This is a genomic window from Methylobacterium sp. Leaf117 (assembly GCF_001422985.1).
Lineage (GTDB): Bacteria > Pseudomonadota > Alphaproteobacteria > Rhizobiales > Beijerinckiaceae > Methylobacterium.
Genome location: NZ_LMNL01000034.1, coordinates 771539 through 794163, shown reverse-complemented (window position 1 = coordinate 794163; position 22625 = coordinate 771539). Strand labels below are relative to the sequence as shown.

Genomic DNA, 22625 nt, shown 5'->3' with positions numbered 1-22625 from the left:
GGGATGGCATGACCGTCTTCATCGCCGGGCCCCGCCCATGATTCCCTGGGTCGTCCTCGACACCGCCCCCGTGCCCGGCGGGTCGGAGCCTCTGCGCCTGCGGCAGCGAGGCACCGAGTTCTCGATCCAGCTCGGCCCCAACGAGCTGATGAACAGCCGGCTCAGCGGTTCGGAGGAGGCGCTGGCGACCTTGACCGCCGAACGCCTGGGCATCCGGGCGAATCCGTGCTGGCTGATCGGCGGCTACGGCATGGGCTTTACGCTGCGGGCCGCCCTCGACACCCTCGACGCGAAGGCCCGGATCGTGATGGCCGAACTGGTGCCCGCCGTGCTGGATTGGGGGCGCGGCCCGCTGGCGCCCATCTCCTCCGAAGCCTTGGCGGACCCGCGGGTCGAAGCGCGGGTGGCCGATGTCTCGGAGGTGATCCGGGCCGGGCGCGGCGCCTACGACGCCATCCTGCTCGACGTCGACAACGGCCCCGACGGCCTGACCCGCAGCGCCAACGACCGGCTCTACGACGCCGCGGGTCTCGCGGCGGCGCGGGCGGCCCTGCGCCCCGGCGGCGTGCTGGCGGTGTGGTCGGCCCATCCCGACCCGGCTTTCACCCAGCGCCTCGCGCGCGGCGGCTTCCGGGTGGAGGCGGTCGGCGTCCGAGCCGGGCGGTCGCGGGGCGCGCGCCACACCATCTGGCTGGCCGAGCGCCCGGCGCGGTGACGGCAGTCAGGCCGAGGCGCCTTGGCGTTCGCGCCGGCGGCTGAGACGGGTCGCGCCGTAGACTTCCGCGAGCTGGCGCCGGGCAGCCTTGACCGGCGCTGCGTTCCGCTCGGCGCAGGCCGCCGCGATGATCCGCAAAGCATCGGCCACCGAACGTTCGAGCAACGCCTCGGCTGGGCGGCTCGTTGCGCCGACGGGCAGCCCCGATGCGTTCGTGAGAAGACTCATCTCGAGCTGGTTCATGACTCGGCCCCTGGGGACTCGACCTCTCGTTGGGCGCTCGGCCTCTCGGGGGCGATGTCTTCGTGCCGAGCATCGGCAGGGCGCAGGGCGACAACAAGGCAGCTTGGCCTTAAGCCTTTGCGGGGGTGGAGACACAGGCCTGACCCGCGATCCCCATCTCGAGGGATCCTCGAGCCGGTGGATCAGTCGCGGCTCTGACCCTCGTTGAACTTGTCGCGGCAGACGTAGCCGACGAAGCATTTCGGATCGTCGCGCGTCATCTCCCAGGACGGGCGCGTCGTTTCCGGCAGAGGACAGAACCCGACATCGCGCACGAAGCGCGAATAGGTGATCGGCCCCGTGGTCAGCACGATGGCGCCGGCCCGCGTGACCAGCGCCGAGGCCTCGGCGCAGGTCATGGCGGTGACGTCGGGGCGCGTCTGCGCCGAGGCTGCCCCCGGCAGGAGCGCGGCGCAGACGAGGAGCGCGAAAAGGCTTTGGCGAGAGGCATCGGTCATCGAGATCCATCCGTCATCGTGGGTGACCTCCCGGCCGTCGGTCGAACCAGCCCGGCGGCTTCGTTGTCCTTTGATACCCTCGTCTCTCGATACTCCGCGGCCCGCGTCCGGGAAAGCCCGCGCTCACGCCGCCGTGAGAGCCAGGGTGAAATCGACCGCCTCGGTCACGCCCTCCTGCCACAGGGAGACCGGAGTCGGACGTGGCAGATGCAGGGCGCCGTCCGCCTCGCCGCCGGTGATGCGCAGGTCCGCCCCGACCTTGTTGGCCAGGCCCTGCATCGGCCGGTTCCAGGCCAGGCAGCGCACGTGCAGGTCGCGGACGCCGCGATTGCGGGCAGCGGCGGCGATGCGGCGGAACAGGGCCTGGCCGAGGCCGTTGCGGCGGAACGGCGTCTCCACCGCGAAGGCGGCCTCCGCCTCCGCGCCGAGGACGAAGCCGGGCGGCGGGGCGGAGGCAGGGCGCAACTCGCCGAGTCCCCGCAGGGTGCCGTCGACGAAGCCACCGAACATCAGGCCCTCGGCACTCATGGCGGTGCGGGCATAGCGGAGGGCGGCCGTGTCGCTCAGCGCCCCCATGAAGCGGTTGGCGCGGGTCTCAGGATCGAGCCGCAGGAAATAAGCTTCCACCGCCGGGCCATCGTTGGGCCACAGGCGACGGATGATCGGTTGGAAGGTCGGACGCGTCTCAGGCATCGGGTGCCGGTCTCCGGGTTCGGGGCGCGCAGGGCGCGCCGGGTCCGGGCGTAGCCTCCCTCAAGGCTCCGTCGATGTGGCATCGCGGCCACGTTTGTGCAATGCAGCAAAACGCCCCGCTGCCGTGCGTCCGGCGCCGTCCCCCGGGTGGGCCATACCCTGGTCGAGGCATAACCCTGTCGGGGCTTGATCCGGCTGAAGGGCCGCGTCAGACCGGCAGACCGCCGGACATGCGATTCCACCGGCCGCCCGTCTCCCGATTCCGATCTCTCCGCGAACAGGTCGACTGCACCGTGAACGCCCCCTCTTCATCCGGTCCGAGGCCGTCGAACCAGGCCATCGCCGGCGCCGTGTCCCCCGGTCCGGTCTCCGACCGCTACGAGGCGCTGGTGCATGCGGGGGCCATCGAGCGCGATCCCGCGCAGGTCCACCTCGTGCGCGCCCTCGACCGGCTGGTTCTGGAGCTTGGTCGGCGCAAGCGCGCCCGCAAGGGCAGCGCGCTCGGCTGGCTGTTCGGACGCCGGGACGACGCCGCGACGCCGCCGAAGGGGCTCTACATCTGGGGCTCGGTCGGGCGCGGCAAGACCATGCTGATGGACCTGTTCCATGAAGCCGCCCCGGAGCCGAAGCGCCGGGTGCATTTCCATGGCTTCCTCGCCGACGCGCATGAGCGCATCCATGCCCATCGCCAGGCCCTCAAGGCCGGCACGGCGAAGGGCGACGACCCGATTCCCGTGGTGGCCGATGCCCTGGCCGACGAGGCGACCCTGCTCTGCTTCGACGAGTTCACCGTCACCGACATCGCCGACGCGATGATCCTGGGCCGCCTGTTCGGCGCCCTGTTCAAGCGCGGCGTCACCGTGGTGGCGACCTCCAACGTCGAGCCCGACCGGCTCTACGAGGGTGGGCTCAACCGCGCCCTGTTCCTGCCCTTCATTGCCGAGCTCCAGGAGCGGGTCGAGGTGCTGCGCCTCGATTCCCGCACGGATTTCCGCCTGGAAAAGCTCGGCGGCGCCTCGGTCTATCACGTGCCGGCGGATGCCGAGGCGGGGGCGGCCCTGGCAGCCGCCTTCAAGGGCCTCACCGGCAAGGCGAAGGGCCGCCCCGCCACCTTGCGGGTGAAGGGCCACGACGTCGCCGTGCCCGAGGAGACCGGCGGCGTCGCCCGCTTCGGCTTCGCGGATCTCTGCGCCCTGCCCCTCGGCGCTTCCGACTATATGGCCGTGGCCCGCGCCTTCCACACGGTCATCCTCTCCGACATCCCCGTGATGGGGCCGGACAACCGCAACGAGGCCAAGCGCTTCATCACCCTGGTGGACACCCTCTACGACGCGCATGTGAAGCTCATCGCCTCGGCGGCGGCCGAGCCGCACAACCTTTACACCGCCACCGAGGGGCGCGAGGCCTTCGAGTTCGACCGCACCGTGTCGCGCCTGATCGAGATGCGCTCGTCGGACTATCTGGCCCTGCCGCATGGGGCGGGCGATTCCGAAGCGTCGGGATCGAGTTCCGGGCTGGTCGAGACCTGACATCGGGACAGGAGCCGGATTTCTCCGAGGCCCATCGGTTTTTCGCGATCGGGGCGCAGGCCGGACGAGACAACATCCGGGACAGGCCCTCGGATCACGCCCCTGTCTTCACATCGTGCGCAACGGCACATGCGGGGCGGATCACCGAATCCGAGACGGATGACGACGCCTCCGTCCGGTTGCGCTGCAACAGCCCCAGCGTTTAATTGTATTCATTCCGAGGTGCGGGGCGTGGGCGCTTCGCGCGCTGCGACGGCTCTCGTGATCGAGCAGCCGGATCCGCCGCCGCATCTCAGGACTCTTCTGCGGGACGGCGACCGATGTCGCCTCACCCGACGCCCGACATGTGACCCTGACGGCTTCCCGCCGGTTGACGGATTGGCGTGACGCCGATCCCCACCGGCCCGTGGCCTGATCCATGACAGGATACACCGATGATCAAACTGACCGTGAACGGAGCTGAACGCAGCTTCGACGGCGATCCCGACATGCCGCTGCTGTGGTATCTGCGCGATGAGGTCGGGCTCACCGGAACCAAGTTCGGCTGCGGGCAGGCCCTGTGCGGCGCCTGCACCATCCACGTGGGCGGCACCGCCGTGCGCGGCTGCGTCACCCCCGTCTCGGCCGCCGAGGGGCAGGCCGTCGTCACCATCGAGGGCCTGTCCCCCGACGGCAACCATCCGGTCCAGGTCGCCTGGCGCGACCTCAACGTGTCGCAATGCGGCTACTGCCAGTGCGGGCAGATGATGCAGGCCGCCTCGCTCCTGACCGACACCCCGAAGCCCACCGATGCGCAGATCGACGAGGCGATGAGCGGAAACCTGTGCCGCTGCGGCACCTATCCGCGCATCCGCGCCGCGATTCACCAGGCTGCCGGCCAACCGTCCGGTGCCGGCCAACCGTCCGGTGCCGGCCAGAAGCCCGCCGCGAACAAGGGAGAGCGCCTGTGATCCACGAAGCTCAGACCATGGCGGACCGCGCCACCGCGCCGACCGACCTCGCCCCCGCCGAGACTGTGTCCGGTCCCAGCGCCCTCGCCAATGTCAGCCGTCGCGCCATGCTCGGTGGCATGGGCGCTCTGGTGCTCGCCCTGTCCTGGCGTGAGCCGGCCCAGGCCGAGGACAAGAAGGACGAGCCCAAGAAATATGGCGCCGATGCCATGCCGCATGGCTGGCAGGACGACCCGAAGGTCTTCATCGCCATCGCGCCTGACGGCACCGTGACGGTGACCTGCCATCGCTCGGAGATGGGCCAGGGTGTCCGCACCTCCATCGCCCTGGTGGTGGCCGACGAGCTGGAGGCCGACTGGGCGAAGGTGAAGGTCGCGCAGGCCTGGGGTGACGAGACCCGCTTCGGCAACCAGGACACCGATGGCTCGCGCTCGCTGCGCCACTTCTTCCCGCACCTGCGCCATGCCGGCGCCGCCGCCCGCGCCATGCTGGTCCAGGCCGCCGCCAAGCAGTGGGGCGTGCCCGCAGGCGAGGTGAAGGCCGAGAACTCGGTCGTCACCCACGCCAAGTCGAAGCGCACCGTGAGCTACGGCGAGATCGCCGCCGCCGCCGCCGATCTCCCGGTGCCAGCCCGCGAAAGCGTCGTGCTCAAGAAGCAGGACGCTTTCCGCTACATCGGCAAGGGCAAGATCGGCCTGATCGACAACCACGACTTCACCGTCGGCACGGCGATGTACGGCATCGACACCCGCCTCGACGGAATGCTCTACGGCCTCATCGCCCGCCCGCCCGTCTACGGCGGCAAAGTGGTGAGCTTCGACGACAGCGAGGCCAAGAAGGTCGCGGGCGTCGTCAAGATCTTCAAGATCGACGCCCCCGAGATCCCGTCCGAGTTCCAGCCGATCGGCGGCGTGGCGGTGATTGCGAAAAACACCTGGGCGGCGATGAAGGCCCGCGAGGCCCTCAAGATCACCTGGGACGACGGCCCGAACGCCTCCTACGATTCCGTCGCCTTCCGGGGCGAGCTGGAAAAGGCGGCGCGGGCGCCCGGCAAGGTCGTGCGCGACCAGGGCGACGTCGCCGGCGCCATGGCCAAGGCCAAGACGAAGCTCGAGGCCGAGTACTTCGTGCCCCACCTCGTCCAGGCTCCGATGGAGCCGCCGGCCGCCACCGTGCGGATCAAGGACGGGTTCTGCGAAGCCTGGGCCAACACCCAGGCGCCCCAGGCGACCCATGACCGCCTCGCCAAGAAGCTGAACCTCCCCGCCGACAAGGTGAAGGTCCACGTGACGCTGCTCGGCGGCGGCTTCGGCCGCAAGTCGAAGCCCGATTACGTGCTGGAAGCGGCCCTGTGCAGCCAGGCCGTGGACGGCGCGCCGGTCAAGCTGATCTGGACCCGCGAGGACGACCTCCACCACGGCTACTATCACACCATCTCGGTGGAGCGGCTGGAGGCCGGGCTCGACGACAAGGGCATGCCGATCGCCTGGCTGCACCGCTCGGCGGCGCCCACCATCGGGTCGATCTTCGCCCCCGATCCGAAGCACGAGCTGCCGTTCGAGCTCGGCATGGGCCTGACCAACACGCCGTTCGCCGTGCCCAACATCCGCCTCGAGAACCCGGCGGCGGACGCCCACGTGCGCATCGGCTGGTTCCGCTCGGTCTCGAACATCCCGCACGCCTTCGCGATCCAGTCCTTCGTGTCCGAACTCGCCCACGCGGCGGGACGGGACCCGAAGGAGTACCTGCTGGCGCTGATCGGTCCCGACCGCGTCATCGACCCGACGAGCATCAGCGACGTCTGGAACTACGGCGAGGACCCGGCCCGCTACCCGATCGAGACGGCGCGCCTGCGCAAGGTCATCGAGGCCGCCGCCAAGGGCATCGGCTGGGGCCGCAAGATGGAGAAGGGCACCGGCCTCGGCATCGCCGGCCATTACAGCTTCGTCACCCACACGGCGGTGGCGGCGGAGGTGGCGGTCGGCCCGAAGGGCGAGGTGCAGGTCAAGCGCGTCGACATCGCCGTCGATTGCGGGCCGCAGGTCAATCCGGAGCGGATCCGTTCGCAGATGGAGGGCGCGGTCGTCATGGGCATGGGCCTCGCGCTCTCGGCCGAGATCACCTTCAAGGATGGACGCGCGCAGCAGAACAACTTCGACGGCTACGAGATCACCCGCATCGATGCGGCGCCGAAGGAGATCCACGTGCACCTGCTGCCGAACCCGGACTACAGCCGCCCCCTCGGCGGCGTCGGCGAGCCCGGTGTGCCGCCCGTGGCCCCGGCGATCGCCAACGCGATCTTCGCCGCCACCGGCCGGCGCATCCGGCAATTGCCGATTCGCGACCAGCTGAGCGCCTGATCGCGCCGGGAAACACCACCACGCATCGCCGCCACGCATCGCCGTGACGGCGCAGCCCCCGGCCCGGTCCCCCGGGCCGGGGGCTTTTTCATGCGCATAGGTTTTTATGCGCCGGGGTTTTCCTGTGTGTGCCTCGAACCGAAGACCCAATGGCTCCGTCCGACTCCCCGTCGCGCGGTTTTCCCATGGTTTGAGGGAGCCCGGGTCCGTTTCGGACGGTTGAACCCGACAGGGTGCGGCCCTCTCAGGGCCGGCCTTCCTCACCGAATCAAGGACAGCAATCGATGACGCGTTTCGTGAGGCTTGCCGCCGGGTTTCTCGCCAGCGGGGCTCTGGCCGCCGGGTTTCTCGCCGCGGGTGCGGCGCCGGCCCTCGCCACGCCGTGCGGCGACCGGATCGCCAAGCTCGAAGGACCCGTGAAGGATCTGGCGAAGGAGGCGATCTCGGCCAATACCAGCGGCAAGGCCGCGGCCAGCGCCCGCGCCGGACAGGGCGTCACCGGAAGCGGCGGCAGCGCCTCGGCGGAGGCCGCACCGCCCGAGAAATCGGCTGAGGCCGGTCAGGGCGGCGACAAGGCGATGCAGGCGAAGGTGGCCCTCGACGAGGCGCGGACGGCCGACCAGAAGGGCGATGCCCAGGCCTGCGCCGCGGCGGTCGATCGGGCCCAGAAGCAGGTGGACACCGCGCCCTGAGGCCGGACGGTCTCTGAGGGATCTAGGATCTCAGGAGTTTCTGGCGTCTCAGGTCTTGGATCGGCCCGACGGACCTCCGCTCGGGCTGATCCGGTGGGCGCTGGCCCCACCATCCGGGGCCGGCGCGTGTGGCGTGCGGGTCGGCGTCCGAAGCGCCCTTGGCCAAGCGGGCGTCTTGGCAAGCAGGCGTCAGGCGCTGGCGAGGGACGCGAGAGCGTGGTCGTTGCCGTTCAGGCCGGCGCAGAGATCGTCGATCTCAGCGAGATCGAGGGCCTCGCCGGAACCGCTGGCGATTGCATCGATCAAGTGATCCTGGTGAGGGCTGAAGGGATGACCCTGCAATCGATAGAATTGGTAATAGCGGAGCGCAGCTAATACAGCATCACGTTCTCGTTCAGTAATGGTAATATTCTGCATGCCAAATATAATTCCCGGTGTTGGTTGCGGGAGTTCGAGAAACAACCACTCTGCGGCGCCGTGAGCTTGGATGTTGTAAGCGAATCCCGGCAGATTCGTCCACAACCTGAAACCCTCCGTTAGCCGTTTCCGCATTGCGACGAACCGCCTGCGAGCGGCCAAGTCGTTGTGCGCGCGCCGTTTCCCCGTGAGGCCCAGCGCGGAGCTTTTTTTTAACGCCCACGCTTTAGCTTAGGGAGTTGACAACCCTCGGCGGTGTGGCCTCGCGCGGAGCGCGGCTCGATCTCTGCAGCCCGACCTCTGCATGAGCGTATCCTTAACCGATCCCTGGCATGGTCACGCGTCGGCCGTCCGCCGCGGAGGCCTTCCTTGGCTTCGACAGGATGCGAGCCGCAGATGTCCGGGGTGCGATCCATGCCCAAGACCCGAAGCGAGTGCTCTCCCGCCCCGGAGGCTGCGCGGGCCGCCGCCCCGTCGCTCAGCCCCGGCATCCGGCGCCATCTCGGCCAGAGCCTGCGGACCTTCTACGCCGGCATGCTGGCGGACCCGCCGGGCACCCGCTTGGAAGCACTGATCGCTCGCCTCGGCAAGGCGAAGGGCTGAGGGCTGAGGGCCGCCCCTCAGAGAACCTCGACCGAACCAGCTCTGCCCCGAAACCCCGGCCGGATCGTGTGTGACGGGTTTACCGCGTTTCCGGATGTTTCCCCTGCGGGTGCGGGAATTCACGGACAGTTCAGGCAGGAACGGCTAGGGACCCTGCATCAGATGAGCGCCTGCACTTCGCCGCGCTCGTACGCAAAGCAGATCCATGATCACGCTCGCTCTCGTCGTCGTCGGCAACATTCTGCTGGCGTCCCTGTTCTCGCTCATCGCCGTCGCGGCCGACTGAGCGCGCGACCGGGTCGCGCCGGGGCCCCGCACCCGGCCCGCTTCGCGCCCGTTCGTCACCCGCCCACAAGCCGGCCCCTCCCCCACGCCGCACAGTCCGAACACCGTCGACCGGGGGCCTTCCTCGGCCGTAGGCTGATTCGCGCCGCCTCCGTTTGACCGAGGCTGTCACGGATTCGCGCCCGGGCGCCGTCTGGAGCATGGCTCCGGCACCGGGTTTTCCCACGAGCAGGCTCTGCCCTCGCGTCCTCGGACGGTTCCGGCCCGACCGGGGCTTTCCGGCGATCCGCTCTTCGCGACGTTGATCGAAAAAACGTCCTTTCTATAGAACCCCCGTCAAGGTAGCATTTTCTTCTCGCACCGGAGGCCAGTCGAGAGGGACCTTTCCTTTTCGGGAAATTGCTCAGCGAGCAGCGCGAGGCCGGCGGAACAATTCTGTTCCCGATCCTCTTTCCTGCCGCACCGCAGCGCTTGACAACGTTCGTTAAAACGAACGAAACCAGCGTCGTCTGGCCTGGGTCGCGTCACCGCTCCAGGTCGGGCCGTACCAGCAGATTTCGGAGATTCCCGTGAGCGAGACCCCTTCCCGGACCACCGGACGCACCCGCCGCCACGCGGTCCTGCTCGGCGCCGGCCTCGCCGCGGCCGTGCTCGCGCCCACCCTCGCGTGTGCCCAGACCGAGCTGCTGAACGTCTCCTACGATCCCACGCGCGAACTCTATCGCGAGATCAACGCGGCGTTCAGCGAGGCGTGGAAGGCCAAGACCGGCGAGACCGTCACGGTGCGCGCAGCGCATGGCGGCTCGGGCTCGCAGGCCCGCACGGTGATCGACGGCATTCCGGCCGACGTGGTCACACTCGGCATCCCCTCCGACATCGACGCCATCAGCCGCATCTCGAAGAAGATCCCGGCGGACTGGCGCACCAAGCTGCCGAACCAGGGCCTGCCCTACACCTCGACCGTGGTGTTCCTCGTGCGGAAGGGCAACCCGAAGGCCGTAAAGGACTGGGGCGACCTCGTGAAGCCCGACATCAAGGTCATCACCCCGAACCCGAAGACCTCCGCGGGCGGCCGCTGGAACTTCCTCGCGGCCTGGGGCTACGCCTACGAAAAAGAGGGCAAGAACGCCGACAAGGCCAACGCCTTCGTGGGCGAGGTCTACAAGAACGTCCCCGTGCTCGACACCGGCGCCCGCGGCTCCACCGTGACCTTCGCCCAGCGCGGCCTCGGCGACGTGCTGCCGACCTGGGAGAACGAGGCCTACCTGGTGTTCGAGGAGTTCGGCCGCGACAAGTTCGACGTGGTGGTGCCGCCGACCTCGATCTACGCCGAACCGCCGGTCGCCCTGGTCGATGCGAACGTCGACAAGAAGGGAACCCGCAAGCAGGCCGAGGCTTATCTTCAGTTCCTCTATTCCGACCAGGCCCAGGCCATCTTCGCCAAGCACCATTATCGTCCGTTGAACCGGGCGGCCGCGAAGCCCGAGGATCTGGCGCAGCTGCCCGAGCTGAAGCTGTTCAAGATCGAGGACCTGCAGGGCGACTGGGACGCGATCCAGAAGAAGAACTTCGACAACGGGGGCCTGTTCGACCAGTTGAGCAAGGCGGGGCGCTGAGCCGCCGCGCCCTGATCCCCGCCCCCGCCCGGGCGGGGCCCGAGACTTGAGCAGGACACCGCCATGGCCCCGCCCCCGCGCGCCAACCCGCCCACTCGGGCGAAGCGGCGCTTCCTCCGCCCGAGCGTGATCCCCGGTTTCGGGCTCGCCTTCGGCTACACCCTGACCTGCCTCGGCCTGATCGTGCTGCTGCCGTTGGCGGCCCTGGTGACGCGCGCCTCGGGGCTCGGGCTTTCGGGAATCTGGGAGGTCGCCACCGACCCGCGTGTCGCCAGCGCGCTGCGCGTCAGCTTCGGCGTCTCGCTGCTGGCCGCTCTCACCGCCTCGGTGTTCGGCTTCCTCATCGCCTGGGTGCTGACGCGCTATCGCTTTCCGGGCCGCAAGATCGTGGACGCGGTGGTGGACCTGCCCTTCGCGCTGCCGACCGCCGTCGCCGGCATCGCCCTGGCCGCCCTCTATGCGCCCAACGGCCTCGTCGGAGCGCAGCTCGCCCGGATCGGGATCGAGGCCGCCTACACGCCGGTCGGCATCTACATCGCCATGGTGTTCATCGGCCTGCCCTTCGCGGTGCGCACGGTGCAGCCCCTGATCGCCGAGATCGACAAGGAGATCGAGGAGGCCTCCGCCACCCTCGGGGCGGGCCGCGTTCACACCCTAGTGCGGGTGGTGCTGCCGCCGCTGATCCCGGCGGTGCTCACCGGATTCGCCCTCGCCTTCGCGCGCGGCGTCGGCGAGTACGGCTCGATCATCTTCATCGCCGGGAACCTGCCCTACGTCTCCGAGATCGCGCCCCTCCTCATCGTCATCAAGCTGTCCGAGTACGATTACGGCGGCGCCTGCGCCATCGCCACCCTCATGCTCGGCATCTCGTTCCTCACACTGCTCGCCATCAACCTGATCCAGGCCTGGAGCCGGCGGAGATTCGGCTATGTCTGAGACCTTCGCCCCCGTCGCCCTGGCCGAGGCGCGTCCGGCCAGCGTCGTCACCGAGGGCCGCTGGATCCGCTGGCTGCTGATCGCCGTGGCGATCCTGTTCCTGGCCCTGTTCCTGGTGCTGCCGCTCCTCACCGTGTTCGCCCAGGCCTTCGCCAAGGGGGTCGAGGCGTATCTGGCCGCCTTCACCGAGGCCGACGCCCACGCGGCAATCCGGCTGACCCTGCTGACCGCCGCCATCGCGGTGCCGTTCAACCTGGTCTTCGGGATCATGGCCTCCTGGGCCATCGCCAAGTTCGAATTCTGGGGCAAGAACCTGCTGGTGACCCTGATCGACCTGCCGTTCTCGGTCTCGCCCGTGGTCTCGGGCCTGATCTACGTGCTGGTCTTCGGGGCGCAGGGCCTGCTCGGCCCCTGGCTGCTCGATCACGACGTCCAGATCATCTTCGCGGTGCCCGGCATCGTGCTGGCGACCATCTTCGTCACCTTCCCGTTCGTCGCCCGCCAGCTCATCCCCCTGATGCAGGAACAGGGCACGGCGGAGGAGGAAGCGGCCCTGACCCTCGGAGCCTCCGGCTGGCACGCCTTCCGGACGGTGACGCTGCCCAACATCCGCTGGGGCCTCCTCTACAGCGTGCTCCTCTGCAATGCCCGCGCGATGGGCGAGTTCGGTGCGGTCTCGGTGGTCTCCGGCCACATCCGGGGCCTCACCAACACGCTGCCGCTCCACGTGGAGATCCTCTACAATGAGTACAACTTCGTTGCCGCTTTCGCCGTCGCCTCCCTCCTGGCCGGCCTCGCCCTCGTCACCCTCTGCGTCAAATCCGTCCTCGAATGGCGCTATGCCGACGAGATCGCCGCGGGCGCCCGTGGGCACTGAGCGGGCGGGCGGCTCCACCGCCATCCGGGTCGAGGCGCTGTCGAAGACCTTCGACACGGCCGCGGTGCTGCACGACTTCTCGCTGGACGTGCGGGCAGGCGAGCTGCTGGCCCTGCTCGGCCCCTCGGGCTCGGGCAAGACCACGCTGCTGCGCATCATCGCCGGCCTCGACTTTCCCGATGCGGGCCGCATCGTCTTCGGAGCCGAGGACGCGACGCGGTTGCCCGTGCAGCAGCGCGCGGTGGGCTTCGTGTTCCAGCACTACGCGCTGTTCAAGCACATGAGCGTCGCCGAGAACATCGCCTACGGCCTCAATGCCCGGAAGCGGTCCGAGCGCCCGGCCAAGCCCGAGATCAAGCGCCGGGTCGGCGACCTGCTCGACCTGATCAAGCTGTCCGGCTTCGCCGACCGCTATCCGAGCCAGCTCTCGGGCGGTCAGCGCCAGCGCATCGCGCTGGCCCGGGCGCTCGCGGTGGAGCCGCGCGTGCTTCTCCTCGACGAGCCGTTCGGCGCCCTCGACGCCCAGGTCCGAAAGGACCTGCGCCGCTGGCTGCGCGAGATCCACGACCGCACCGGCCAGACCACGATCTTCGTCACCCACGACCAGGACGAGGCCCTGGAGCTGTCCGACCGCGTCGCCGTGCTCGACAAGGGCCGCCTCGAGCAGGTCGGCACCCCCGACGAGGTGCAGGAGGCCCCGGTCTCCGCCACGGTGCTGAAGTTTCTCGGCGACACCATCGAGGTCGAGGCGATCGCGCAAGGGGGCGAGGTCCGGGTCAACGGCCGCCTGACCCCGGTCAGGGCGCCCGAGGGCCTGGTCGGTCCGATCAAGCTCTACGCCCGGCCTTGGCAGCTCCAGTTCGCCGAGGGCGATCAGGCCCATCTCGAAGGCGTCGTGCGCTCGTCCTACCGAACGCAGGGGCGCCAGCGCATCGAGGTCGACCGGCCCGAGGGCAAGACCGTGGTGGTGGAGGCCGCCGACACCAACCGCTTCGCAGCCGGAAGCCCCGTGGGCCTGCGGATCATCGGCGGCCACGTGTTTCCGAACTGACGAAAAATCGCCTTGCGCCCGCGGACGCGATCGGGTGTGACTGCCGCCGTCCAAATCTCAGCGGGGTCGGCATGTCGGGTGGTCACGGGGCGGGGGGAAGTTCGAACAAGCGCGTGGCGCTGCTGATCTCGGTGCTGGCGCTGTTCCTGGCGCTGGCCGAGACCCTGGCGAAGGGCGCCCAGACCGACGCCCTCGGGGCCAACGTCGAGGCCTCCAACCAATGGGCTTATTTCCAGGCCCGCACCATCCGGGGCACCGTCCTCAAGACCGCCGACGAGACCCTGGCGCTGCTGCCGCCGGACGTCGCGAATTCCGAGGCGGTGAAGGCCAAGCGCGCCGAATGGGCCAAGACCCTGGCCCGCTGGGACAGCGAACCCGCCACCGGCGAGGGCCGCAAGGAGCTGGCCGAGAAGGCGCGGCACTCGCAGGAGGTGCGCGACCTCGCCCTCCACCGCTACCACCATTACGAGTTCGCCTCGGCCGCCTTCCAGATCGGCATCGTGCTCGCCTCGGCCGAGGTCATCACCGGCATCTTCGCCCTGGTGGTCGGTGGCGGGGTCCTCGGCATCGCGGGCCTGGCCCTCCTGGGTTTCGGCCTCTACGCGCCGCACGCGCTGCCGTTCTTCCACTAGAGTTTGTCAGGGATCAGTGGAAACCGGTTATCCCGACACGACAAACGGAGGACTTTAGAGCGACCGGCGGGAGGCAGGCCTCCCGTCGACCGTTCAGCGCTGCCGGCCGCTCAGCGCTTCGGCATCCCCTTCGCCAGAGCGGCCCGGCGCAGGGCCTCGGCCAGGGCGCCGCCGGGTTCGACAAGGGCGCCGCCGGGCTTCACAGGAGCGCCGCCGGGTTTGGGGACCGTCGCCGGCTTCGGCGTCGAAGACGGCCTCGGTGCCGAGGACGGTCCCCGCGCGGGGGCGGCCTCCCGCCCGTCACGGCGCGGCGCGCCGGACTCGTCCGAACGCATGGTGAGGGCGATGCGCTTGCGGTTGGGATCGACCTCGACCACCCGCACCTGCACGACGTCGCCGGGCTTCACCACGTCGCGCGGGTCCTTCACGAAGCGGTCGGCCAGCATCGAGATGTGGACCAGGCCGTCCTGGTGCACGCCGACATCCACGAAAGCGCCGAAGGCCGCCACGTTGGTGACCACGCCCTCCAGCCGCATGCCGGGCTTCAGGTCGGAGATCTTTTCCACGCCCTCCTGGAAGGTCGCGGTGCGGAAGGCCGGGCGCGGGTCGCGGCCCGGCTTCTCCAGCTCCGACAGGATGTCGGTGACGGTGGGCAGGCCGAAGGTCGCGTCGGTGAATTGTTGGGGGTTCAGGCTGCGCAGGGCGCCCGCATTGCCGATCAGCGCCTGGATCGGCTGGCCGGTGGCGGTGAGAATGCGGCGCACCACCGGATAGGCCTCCGGGTGGACGCCCGAGGCGTCGAGGGGGTCGCTCCCGTCGCGGATGCGCAGGAAGCCGGCGGCGAGTTCGTAGGCCTTGGGGCCGAGCCCCGCCACCTTCTTCAGGCTGACGCGGCTGCGGAACGGGCCGTTGGCATCCCGGTGCACGATGATGTTGGAGGCGACCCGCGCGGTCAGGCCCGAGACCCGGGCCAGGAGCGGCGCCGACGCGGTGTTCACGTCGACGCCGACGCCGTTCACGCAATCCTCCACCACCGCGTCGAGGGAGCGCGCCAGCTTCCCCTCGGCCAGATCATGCTGGTACTGGCCGACGCCGATCGCCTTCGGCTCGATCTTGACGAGTTCGGCCAGCGGGTCCTGCAGGCGCCGGGCAATGGAGACCGCGCCGCGGATCGAGACGTCGAGCTCGGGCAGTTCCGCGCTGGCATAGGCGGAGGCCGAGTAGACCGAGGCGCCGGCCTCCGAGACCATCACCTTGGTGAGCGTCAGGTCCGGCTGCTTGGCGATGAGTTCGGCTGCGAGCCTGTCGGTCTCGCGCGAGGCGGTGCCGTTGCCGATGGCGACGAGCTCGACCTTGTGAGCCCGGCAGAGCTTGGCCAGGGCGACCAGCGCGCCGTTCCAGTCGCGGCGCGGCTCGTGCGGGTAGATGGTGTCGGTGGCCATCACCTTGCCGGTGGCGTCGACCACCGCGACCTTCACGCCGGTGCGGAAACCCGGATCGAGTCCGAGGGTCGGTCGCGCCCCGGCGGGCGCCGCGAGCAGGAGGTCGCGCAGGTTGCCAGCGAACACCGAGACGGCGCCGGCCTCGGCCACGGCCCAGAGCCGGGCGCGCAGGTCCGTATCGGTGGCGGGCTTCAGGCGGGTGCGCCAGGCCCGCCGCACCGTCTCCATCAGGAAGGCGTCGCCCGGCCGCCCCTGGTCGCGGATGCCGAAGGCTTTCGCGATGCGCAGTTCCTGCGATCCGGGCTGGCCCTTGGCCGGCGTGTCGCCGACCGCATCCGCGATGGCGAGGTCGAGCACCTCTTCCTTCTCCCCCCGGAACAGGGCGAGGATGCGATGCGAGGGCAGCTTCACGAGGGCTTCCGAGAAGTCGAAATAATCCGAGAATTTCTCGCCCGATGCCGCTTGGCCGGCCTTCACCGTGGCGACCATCCGGCCGCGCAGCCAGCCGGTCTCGCGCAGATTCCCGACCAGTTCCGGGTCCTCGCTGAAGCGCTCGATCAGGATGGCACGCGCCCCCTCCAGCGCGGCCTCGGCATCGGCCACGCCCTTGGCCGCGTCCACGTAGGTCCGGGCCGCCGCCTCGGGAGACAGGTCGGGCCGGGCCAGCACGGCGTCGGCGAGGGGTTCGAGCCCGGCCTCGCGGGCGAGCTGCGCCTTCGTCCGGCGCTTGACCTTGAACGGCAGGTAGAGGTCTTCCAGACGGGCCTTGGTGTCGGCGGCCAGGATCCGCGCCTTCAGCCCGGCCTCGAGCTTGCCCTGGGCATCGATCGCCTCCAGCACCGCCGCCCGGCGCGCTTCGAGATCGCGCAGGTAGGCGAGACGCTCCTCCAGATTGCGCAGCTGGGTGTCGTCGAGGGTGCCGGTGACCTCCTTGCGGTAGCGCGCGATGAACGGCACCGTCGCGCCGCCGTCGAGCAGGTCGACGGCGGCCTTCACCTGCCATTCCGCGACGCCGAGTTCGGCGGCGAGACTCGTGTTGATGGCGGCCATGAGGCGTCTCCGGGTGGGGCCGGGTGTCTACAGGGCTGCGTGCGGACCGGTCAAACCCGCCACCCCTTCGCCGTTCAGGCCGGCATGTCCCAGGTCTCGGTCACGGCCCGTCCGTCCTGGACGAGGCGGGCGCGCAGGATCGCGTCGCCCGGCGGCAGCGGCGTCGGTGGGCGCCACTCCACGTAGAGCCGCCAGCCGCCGGTCTGGGGCACGAACTCCACCACGGGATCGACCATCGTGCCGGCGCTGGCGGAGACGTCCGCGGTCGGTGTCGCGCCCCGGTCGGCCGGCAGGCCCGGCCCTTCGAAATCCACGACGTAGAGGCGCCGGCCCGGGCTCGGCGGGGTGGTCGGGCGCAGGCGCTCGGCCGAACCCACCCGGGTCGAGACCACACGGCCGAGGGTGCCGGGCACGACGCTCGCCGGCTCGGCCCCCACCGTCGTGAGGCGGTAGGACACGGCGCGCTCGGTCCCGGCCGGCACGGGCGCGCCGGGCACGAAGGCAGCCACGATGTTGTCCATGTACTCCTCGCGGGACGGGATCTCGAACAGGCGGACCGCACCGGCTCCGAATCCCGATCCGGGCGTGACCCAGAGCCCGGGCCGGGCCTCGTGCCGGGCCTGGACGTCGAGATAGGCAGGAAAGTCGCGCGTGCGCTGGAGCATGCCGAAACCCTCCAGCGGATCGGCGCCGAAGGCGGAGATCTGCGGCTGGGCCCGGCCGTTGACCAGGGGCCGCCACAGGCGCTCCCCACGCGTCACCACCGCGAGCCCGTCGGAATCATGCACCTGCGGACGGAAATCGTCGAAGGGCTCGGCGCCCCGCGCGCCCGGCCCGTTCGCCCCGTGCAGGAACATGCTGGTGAGGGGGGCGAGCCCGAGATGCTCCAGGGCGGTGCGGGGATGGAGCGACACCTCGACGTCCATCACCGACGGATCGCCCGGCGCCACGCGGAAGCGGTAGGCTCCGGCGAGGCTCGGCGAATCGAGCAGGGCCCAGATCTCGAGGGTGCGGGCATCGGCCTCCGGCTCGCAGATCCAGAAGGCCGTGAAATCCGGAAATTCCTCCGTGCCCGGCCCCCCGGTGCGGATCGCGGCACCCCGGGCCGAGAGCCCGTATTCCTGGCCGAACCCGCGCAGCCGGAAGTAGGAGGCGCCGAGAAAGACCAGGACCTCCTCCTGGTCCCCCGGCCGATCGGCACCGAAGGCGTAGTGCAGCCGGAAGCCCGCGAAGCCGAGATCGGGGGCGAAGCTCTGTCCTCCCAGGGCCGGCCCGAGGTCGAACAGGTCGGAGGCGTAGGGAATCGGTTGGGCCGGGCCGTTGCGCGGCTGCCGGTACAGGGCGACGCGCTTGCGCTGCAGGAAGCCGCGATGGAACAGCTGGGCCGAGAAGCGGCGGCCGAGGGGCAGGCTCGCCTCCGGCCGGAAGGTGATGGCGCGGTAGCCGTCGTAGGACAGGCCGGCGAGCGGCGCCGGCAGATCGTCCGGCTGGGCCTGGTACGGGCTGGCCGCGAGCGCGCGCGCTTTGGCCTTCACCGCATCAAATGATCGGGAATCCGGGGACTCGGCGCGCGTTCGGCCCGCATTCAGATCATGCGCGGTAGGCAGGATCATCCCAACGGCCACGCCGAGCGTGGTTCGCAGGGCCTGCCGCCGCGAGAAGGACTCGGTGTCCCCGCATCCTTCGAGACCCTCGCCATCGCGCATCGCTTCCCCTTTGCCGGCATCGTGCCCGGTGGTGGATCGCGGTGTCCCTCCTTCGAGTTTCCCGCGCCCCATGTCCCACAGGTTGTCGCACGACGCCCCGGCGGCTGAAATCCCGGGGCCGGTGGAAATCGGGCCGGAAGCGCCGGCCGCCTTTCTGGGCCGCCGCCTGCTGCTGGCCCTGCCGCCGCTGGCTCTCGGTGCCCTTGTCACCGCCCTGGCGCTCGGCGCCTATGGGACGCCGTCCGGCCTCCTCGCCGGTGCGGTGCTCGGGCTGTTCGCCCTCGTGATGACGTGGCAGGCCTTCGTGGCCTGGCAGTACGTCTACGGCCTCGTCGCCACGGCCTTCGGCGACCGGGCGAAATCCGCCCTGGAGCGGCGCTCCCTCACGATCCCGGCGGAGGCCTCGGGCCTGAGCCGCACCGCCGCCGTGGTGGCGATCCACGCCGAGGACGCCGTGGCGGTGTTCGCGGCCCTGCGGGTCATGGCCCGCTCGCTTCAGCAGGCCGGGGGCACCGGCGGCGACATCGACATCTTCGTCCTGTCCGACACGCGGGACGGCGCCATCGCGGCGGTGGAGGAGCACGAATTCGCCCGCATCGAGGCCTGGACCCGCCAGAACGGACCCGGCCTGCCGCGGGTCCGCTATCGCCGGCGCCGCGACAATGCCGGCCGCAAGGCCGGCAACATCGCCGAGTTCTGCAAGACCTACGGGTCCGCGTACGACTTCATGATCGTGCTCGACGCCGACAGCCTGATGACCGGCAGCGCCATGCGCCGCCTCGCCCGGCTGATGGAGGAGAGCCCCCGGGTCGGCCTGATCCAGACCGTGTCCTACGCCACCGGGCGCGACACCCTGTTCGCCCGCATCCAGCAATTCGCCGTGCGGCTCTACGCGCCGCTCTCCATCCGATGCCTGGAGACCTGGCAGGGGCCGGACGGGAGCTACTGGGGCCACAACGCGATCGTGCGGGTCGCGGCCTTCGCCAACAATGCCGAGCTGCCGGTGCTGCCCGGCAAGGCGCCGCTGGGCGGCGAGATCCTGTGCCACGACATCGTCGAGGGTGCGCTCCTGCGCCGGGCCGGCTGGGAGGTTCGCCTGCTGCCGGAGATGGGCGGCACCTGGGAAGAGATGCCGACGAATCTCGTCGACCTCCTCGGGCGCGAACGCCGCTGGTGCCAGGGCAACATGCAGCACCTGCGCGTCACGGCGATGCCGGGCCTGCGCCCCGCCAGCCGCTGGCACCTCGCCGTCGGCATCCTGTCCTACATGGCCTGCCCGCTCTGGGTGCTGTTCCTTGCCCTCGGCACGCTTCAGGCGTCCCGGACCGGCGAGCTCGGCCTGCTCGGCTACGGCCTCACGGGAACGGGGGCTGCCGCCCACGCGCTGGCCGCCCTGGTGGTCACGATCCTGGCCGTGCCGAAGCTCTTGAGCCTCGGCCATGTCCTCGCCTCGGCCGAGCGGCGGGCGGCCTTCGGCGGCACCGCCTCGCTCCTCAAGAGCGCCATCCTCGAACAGGCGATCTGGGTCCTGCTCTGGCCGGTGATGACGCTGTTCGCCGCAGGCGCCGTCGCCACCACCTTCGTCGGCCGCGTGGTGCGCTGGGACGCGCAGGTGCGCGACGACCGCCGCGTGCCGTGGACGGAGGCGTGCCGGCTCCAGGTCGACACCCTCGTGGCGGGTGCCCTGCTGACGGCCGGCCTCGCCTGGGCCGGCGATCCCTGGCTCGCCCTCTGGATGGCGCCGGTCGCCCTCGGCCTGCTGTCGAGCCCGGCCCAGAGCGTGCTGACCAGCAGCGCCCGACTTGGCCGGATCTCGCAGGCCCGGCGCCTGTTCCTGACCGTGGACGACACGGCCCGCGCGCCCGAACTCACCGCCCTGGCGCAGAGCCGGGGCGGAGCGGCCGAGGCCGGTCGTGGCCGGGTCGAACCGACTTGGCTCGCCGACGAGGTTCCGGCCTCCTCGAGCTGAGGCGCTACTGCTTCTCCAGCACCTTGATCGGGTCGGTGCGCTGGGCCGGGCTCGGCTCCTTCGTGGCGCTGCTGGTGCCCTGGCCGGCGCGGGCATCGTCGGCCTGTCGTGGCAGGCCGGTGCCGCTGGCCAGTTCGAGGCAGGTGACCATCTCGACGTAGGACGGAAAGCCGCCGGCCTCGAACTGCTTCTCGCACTGCCGCTTGGCGGCGGGCGTGAACTCGTTCCAGCGGCGCTTGACCTCGTCATGCGAGGCCCGCTCGGAGCGCAGGCAGCCTTCCTGGCTGGCATTGTCGCTCACGCTCGCGGAGGCTGCCGACCGGCAGGTCTTCTCGATGTTCAGCTCGGGCGGCCCGGTCTCGGCCCGGGCGGGCGCGCCGAGGAGGAGGAGCGCGAAGGCTCCGGTGAGGAGGGCAGGCTTCGGCATGGTGGAGCGGTCTCTCGGGATGATCCTGCGCACCAACGCGCGAATCCGGTTCCCCGCACCACGCGAAAATATCAGGTGTTCCTGAGGGCCCCGTCGAGGTCGGCGAACAGGTCGTCCACCGCCTCGATCCCCGAGGACAGCCGCAGGAGATCCGGTGGGCACGGGGAATCCGGCCCCTCGACCGAGGCCCGGTGCTCTATCAGGCTCTCGACGCCGCCGAGCGACGTCGCCCGCTTCCACAGCCGCACCCGCGCCGCGGTCGCAATGGCCGCCCCCTCGCCGTCCCGCACCCGGATCGACAGCATGAAGCCGAAGCCGCCCTCCATCTGCCGGGCCGCCACCGCGTGGCCGGGATCGTCCGGCAGGCCGGGATAGAGCACGTGCGAGACGCACGGATGAGCCTGGAGCCGGCGCGCGAGTTCGGCCGCCGCGGCGGCCTGCGCCGCCGCCCGCAGGGGAAGGGTCCGCAGCGAGCGCATCAGCAGGTAGGCCTCGAACGGGCCGAGAATCGCACCGCCGCCCGAGCGGATCGCGGCGAGACGCTCCCAGAACATGTCCGCGACCGCCCCGGCGAGCACCCCCGCCACCACGTCGGAATGGCCGTTGAGGATCTTGGTGGCCGAGTGCATCACGATGTCGGCGCCGAGCGTCAGCGGCCGGGTGTGGATCGGCGAGGCGGCGGTGGAATCGACGGCGAGCCGGGCACCCGCCGCGTGCGCGAGCTGGGCGGCTCCGGCGATGTCGGTGATGGTCCAGAGCGGGTTGCCGGGGGTCTCGATCCAGACGAGCTTCGTGGCGCCCGGCCGGATCGCCCGCTCCAGGGCCGTTAGATCGTCCATGTCGACGAAATCGACCGCGATGCGCCGGCGCGGCATCTCGGCGTTGAGCCAGCGCTTCAGGCCCCAGTACATCACCCGGGGCGCCACCACGTGGTCGCCGGGCTCCAGGGCGGTGAACACGGCGGTGGCCGCCGCCATGCCGGAGCCGAACAGCAGGGCGCCGGCCGCCGCATCCTCCAGCATCGCCAGCACGGCCTCCGCCTCCCGCACCGTGGCGTTGTCGGGGCGGGCGTAGGAGAAGCCCGAGCGATAGCCGTTGTCGGGATCGCGCAGGAAGGTGGTGGCCACGTGCAGGGGCGCCACCACGGCCCGGGTCACCGGGTCGACACGGCCCAGGGCCTGGGCGGCGAGGCTGCGCTTCGCGAAGGCGGGCGGGGCATCCGAAGGCGGCTTCGGTGCGTTCGGTTCCGACATGGGGCGTGTCCGTCCGTCAGGGTTGTGTTGACCGGCCGGCGCGGACCGGTGCACGGACCGCGGGCAAGGCGGTCTGTCTCTCTCCAAGGCGTTCTCCCCATCTCAGGGCGAGAACCCCGCCGAAGGCAAGGAATCCCGTTCGTCATGTCCCGTGCGCCAGCATCGTCGCCGATCCATATTCCCACCGAGCCCGCCCTTGCCCTGCCGTGGCGGCTGGCGGTGGCGATCCTGCCGGTGGTGCTGACGGCCGTGCTCGGCTCGTCCGCCACCGGTGCGAATATCGACGGATGGTATGCCGGGCTGACGAAGCCGTCCTTCAACCCGCCGAACTGGGCGTTCCCGGTGGCCTGGACCATCCTCTACGGGATGATCGCGCTCTCGGCCTTCCGGCTCCTCGGGGCGAAACCCCGCACGGGTCCGACCCGGGGCGCGTGGCGGCTGGCGCTGGTCGCCTTCGCGGTGCAGCTCGCCCTCAACGCCGCCTGGACCCCGACCTTCTTCGCCGCACACGCCCTGTGCGCCGCCCTGGTGGTCTCGGCCGCGATGTGGGTGATGATCCTCTGGACGATCCGCCTGTCCTGGCGCTTCGACCGGGCCGCGGCGTGGCTGCTGGTGCCCTACGCCGCCTGGGTCGGCTTCGCGACCATGCTCACCGGCGCGATCTGGCGCCTGAACTGAAGCG

At 70.4% G+C, this 22625-nt stretch carries 21 protein-coding genes; 13 read left to right on the top strand and 8 right to left on the bottom strand.

What is annotated here, in order from left to right:
* Window positions 1-37: 37 nt before the first annotated feature.
* The gene (locus ASF57_RS18330; protein ID WP_056485707.1) at window positions 38-715 is read left to right on the top strand and encodes a spermidine synthase; all 678 of its coding nucleotides are present in this window, start codon (window positions 38-40) and stop codon (window positions 713-715) included.
* A 6-nt stretch (window positions 716-721) separates the two neighbouring features.
* Here ASF57_RS18330 and ASF57_RS18325 read toward each other — a convergent pair whose 3' ends face one another.
* The 3 genes from ASF57_RS18325 to ASF57_RS18315 form a co-directional block, all read right to left on the bottom strand.
* On the bottom strand, window positions 722-943 hold the full coding sequence (locus ASF57_RS18325; RefSeq protein WP_056486176.1) for a hypothetical protein: 222 nt from the start codon (window positions 941-943) through the stop codon (window positions 722-724).
* Window positions 944-1140: 197 nt separating this feature from the next.
* Window positions 1141-1455 carry a hypothetical protein gene (locus ASF57_RS18320; protein WP_056485704.1) on the bottom strand — a complete coding sequence of 105 codons (315 nt, stop codon included), beginning with the start codon at window positions 1453-1455 and terminating at the stop codon, window positions 1141-1143.
* 123 nt (window positions 1456-1578) lie between these two features.
* A complete protein-coding gene (locus ASF57_RS18315) occupies window positions 1579-2148 on the bottom strand; it encodes a GNAT family N-acetyltransferase (protein ID WP_056187674.1) in 570 nt (189 codons plus the stop codon).
* A 338-nt stretch (window positions 2149-2486) separates the two neighbouring features.
* Between ASF57_RS18315 and zapE the strand changes: the two genes are divergently transcribed.
* From zapE to ASF57_RS18295, 4 genes are all read left to right on the top strand, one after another.
* Window positions 2487-3677, top strand: a complete 1191-nt coding sequence (zapE, locus tag ASF57_RS18310; RefSeq protein WP_056486173.1) for a cell division protein ZapE — start codon at window positions 2487-2489, stop codon at window positions 3675-3677.
* Window positions 3678-4111: 434 nt separating this feature from the next.
* On the top strand, window positions 4112-4627 hold the full coding sequence (locus tag ASF57_RS18305) for a (2Fe-2S)-binding protein (protein ID WP_056485701.1): 516 nt from the start codon (window positions 4112-4114) through the stop codon (window positions 4625-4627).
* Complete coding sequence (locus ASF57_RS18300) at window positions 4624-6987, top strand: xanthine dehydrogenase family protein molybdopterin-binding subunit (RefSeq protein WP_056485698.1); 2364 nt, start codon at window positions 4624-4626, stop codon at window positions 6985-6987. Before ASF57_RS18305 ends, ASF57_RS18300 begins: the two co-directional genes overlap by 4 nt.
* 284 nt (window positions 6988-7271) lie before the next feature.
* A complete protein-coding gene (locus ASF57_RS18295) occupies window positions 7272-7679 on the top strand; it encodes a hypothetical protein (protein ID WP_056485695.1) in 408 nt (135 codons plus the stop codon).
* A 189-nt stretch (window positions 7680-7868) separates the two neighbouring features.
* Here the strand turns inward: ASF57_RS18295 and ASF57_RS18290 are convergent, their stop codons facing one another.
* The gene (locus ASF57_RS18290; protein ID WP_056187662.1) at window positions 7869-8096 is read right to left on the bottom strand and encodes a hypothetical protein; all 228 of its coding nucleotides are present in this window, start codon (window positions 8094-8096) and stop codon (window positions 7869-7871) included.
* 414 nt (window positions 8097-8510) lie between these two features.
* Between ASF57_RS18290 and ASF57_RS18285 the strand changes: the two genes are divergently transcribed.
* The 6 genes from ASF57_RS18285 (at window position 8511) to ASF57_RS18260 (ending at window position 14096) form a co-directional block, all read left to right on the top strand.
* A complete protein-coding gene (locus tag ASF57_RS18285) occupies window positions 8511-8699 on the top strand; it encodes a hypothetical protein (RefSeq protein ID WP_056485692.1) in 189 nt (62 codons plus the stop codon).
* A gap of 905 nt (window positions 8700-9604) precedes the next feature.
* Window positions 9605-10600 carry a sulfate ABC transporter substrate-binding protein gene (locus tag ASF57_RS18280; RefSeq protein ID WP_244477024.1) on the top strand — a complete coding sequence of 332 codons (996 nt, stop codon included), beginning with the start codon at window positions 9605-9607 and terminating at the stop codon, window positions 10598-10600.
* A 63-nt stretch (window positions 10601-10663) separates the two neighbouring features.
* On the top strand, window positions 10664-11536 hold the full coding sequence (gene cysT / locus ASF57_RS18275) for a sulfate ABC transporter permease subunit CysT (protein WP_056187656.1): 873 nt from the start codon (window positions 10664-10666) through the stop codon (window positions 11534-11536).
* Entirely contained in the window at window positions 11529-12413 is an 885-nt protein-coding gene (gene cysW / locus ASF57_RS18270) for a sulfate ABC transporter permease subunit CysW (RefSeq protein ID WP_056485689.1), read from the top strand. The genes cysT and cysW overlap by 8 nt, the downstream gene beginning before the upstream one ends.
* On the top strand, window positions 12376-13464 hold the full coding sequence (locus ASF57_RS18265; protein WP_056485686.1) for a sulfate/molybdate ABC transporter ATP-binding protein: 1089 nt from the start codon (window positions 12376-12378) through the stop codon (window positions 13462-13464). The genes cysW and ASF57_RS18265 overlap by 38 nt, the downstream gene beginning before the upstream one ends.
* A gap of 71 nt (window positions 13465-13535) precedes the next feature.
* Window positions 13536-14096: a DUF4337 domain-containing protein gene (locus ASF57_RS18260; protein WP_056187647.1), complete on the top strand. Its 561-nt coding sequence runs from the start codon at window positions 13536-13538 to the stop codon at window positions 14094-14096.
* A gap of 110 nt (window positions 14097-14206) precedes the next feature.
* On the opposite strand, the gene ASF57_RS18255 is transcribed toward ASF57_RS18260, so the two are convergent.
* Both ASF57_RS18255 and ASF57_RS18250 read right to left on the bottom strand, forming a co-directional pair.
* Window positions 14207-16588, bottom strand: coding sequence for a Tex family protein (locus ASF57_RS18255; RefSeq protein ID WP_056485684.1), 2382 nt, complete (start codon window positions 16586-16588; stop codon window positions 14207-14209).
* A 74-nt stretch (window positions 16589-16662) separates the two neighbouring features.
* On the bottom strand, window positions 16663-18201 hold the full coding sequence (locus ASF57_RS18250) for a glucan biosynthesis protein (RefSeq protein WP_082504162.1): 1539 nt from the start codon (window positions 18199-18201) through the stop codon (window positions 16663-16665).
* A gap of 163 nt (window positions 18202-18364) precedes the next feature.
* On the opposite strand from ASF57_RS18250, the gene mdoH reads away from it, so the two are divergent.
* Window positions 18365-20263, top strand: coding sequence for a glucans biosynthesis glucosyltransferase MdoH (gene mdoH / locus ASF57_RS18245; RefSeq protein WP_056485681.1), 1899 nt, complete (start codon window positions 18365-18367; stop codon window positions 20261-20263).
* A 4-nt stretch (window positions 20264-20267) separates the two neighbouring features.
* Here mdoH and ASF57_RS18240 read toward each other — a convergent pair whose 3' ends face one another.
* Window positions 20268-20690 carry a hypothetical protein gene (locus tag ASF57_RS18240; RefSeq protein WP_056187637.1) on the bottom strand — a complete coding sequence of 141 codons (423 nt, stop codon included), beginning with the start codon at window positions 20688-20690 and terminating at the stop codon, window positions 20268-20270.
* 71 nt (window positions 20691-20761) lie between these two features.
* Window positions 20762-21943: an aminotransferase class I/II-fold pyridoxal phosphate-dependent enzyme gene (locus ASF57_RS18235; RefSeq protein ID WP_056485678.1), complete on the bottom strand. Its 1182-nt coding sequence runs from the start codon at window positions 21941-21943 to the stop codon at window positions 20762-20764.
* A gap of 144 nt (window positions 21944-22087) precedes the next feature.
* Here ASF57_RS18235 and ASF57_RS18230 point away from each other — a divergent pair, with 144 nt between their 5' ends.
* On the top strand, window positions 22088-22621 hold the full coding sequence (locus ASF57_RS18230; RefSeq protein ID WP_056485674.1) for a TspO/MBR family protein: 534 nt from the start codon (window positions 22088-22090) through the stop codon (window positions 22619-22621).
* Window positions 22622-22625 lie beyond the last annotated feature (4 nt).

What these genes read in the sequence shown, in the direction of transcription:
- cysT (WP_056187656.1), top strand. Translation starts at nt 10,664, where the DNA reads ATGGCCCCGCCCCCGCGCGCCAACCCGCCCACTCGGGCGAAGCGGCGC.
- ASF57_RS18320 (WP_056485704.1), bottom strand. Translation starts at nt 1,455, where the DNA reads ATGACCGATGCCTCTCGCCAAAGCCTTTTCGCGCTCCTCGTCTGCGCC.
- ASF57_RS18265 (WP_056485686.1), top strand. Translation starts at nt 12,376, where the DNA reads ATGCCGACGAGATCGCCGCGGGCGCCCGTGGGCACTGAGCGGGCGGGC.
- ASF57_RS18315 (WP_056187674.1), bottom strand. Translation starts at nt 2,148, where the DNA reads ATGCCTGAGACGCGTCCGACCTTCCAACCGATCATCCGTCGCCTGTGG.
- ASF57_RS18240 (WP_056187637.1), bottom strand. Translation starts at nt 20,690, where the DNA reads ATGCCGAAGCCTGCCCTCCTCACCGGAGCCTTCGCGCTCCTCCTCCTC.
- ASF57_RS18330 (WP_056485707.1), top strand. Translation starts at nt 38, where the DNA reads ATGATTCCCTGGGTCGTCCTCGACACCGCCCCCGTGCCCGGCGGGTCG.
- ASF57_RS18255 (WP_056485684.1), bottom strand. Translation starts at nt 16,588, where the DNA reads ATGGCCGCCATCAACACGAGTCTCGCCGCCGAACTCGGCGTCGCGGAA.
- ASF57_RS18290 (WP_056187662.1), bottom strand. Translation starts at nt 8,096, where the DNA reads ATGCAGAATATTACCATTACTGAACGAGAACGTGATGCTGTATTAGCT.
- ASF57_RS18305 (WP_056485701.1), top strand. Translation starts at nt 4,112, where the DNA reads ATGATCAAACTGACCGTGAACGGAGCTGAACGCAGCTTCGACGGCGAT.
- ASF57_RS18250 (WP_082504162.1), bottom strand. Translation starts at nt 18,201, where the DNA reads ATGATCCTGCCTACCGCGCATGATCTGAATGCGGGCCGAACGCGCGCC.
- ASF57_RS18295 (WP_056485695.1), top strand. Translation starts at nt 7,272, where the DNA reads ATGACGCGTTTCGTGAGGCTTGCCGCCGGGTTTCTCGCCAGCGGGGCT.
- ASF57_RS18230 (WP_056485674.1), top strand. Translation starts at nt 22,088, where the DNA reads ATGTCCCGTGCGCCAGCATCGTCGCCGATCCATATTCCCACCGAGCCC.
- ASF57_RS18285 (WP_056485692.1), top strand. Translation starts at nt 8,511, where the DNA reads ATGCCCAAGACCCGAAGCGAGTGCTCTCCCGCCCCGGAGGCTGCGCGG.
- ASF57_RS18235 (WP_056485678.1), bottom strand. Translation starts at nt 21,943, where the DNA reads ATGTCGGAACCGAACGCACCGAAGCCGCCTTCGGATGCCCCGCCCGCC.
- mdoH (WP_056485681.1), top strand. Translation starts at nt 18,365, where the DNA reads ATGTCCCACAGGTTGTCGCACGACGCCCCGGCGGCTGAAATCCCGGGG.
- ASF57_RS18325 (WP_056486176.1), bottom strand. Translation starts at nt 943, where the DNA reads ATGAGTCTTCTCACGAACGCATCGGGGCTGCCCGTCGGCGCAACGAGC.
- ASF57_RS18260 (WP_056187647.1), top strand. Translation starts at nt 13,536, where the DNA reads ATGTCGGGTGGTCACGGGGCGGGGGGAAGTTCGAACAAGCGCGTGGCG.
- cysW (WP_056485689.1), top strand. Translation starts at nt 11,529, where the DNA reads ATGTCTGAGACCTTCGCCCCCGTCGCCCTGGCCGAGGCGCGTCCGGCC.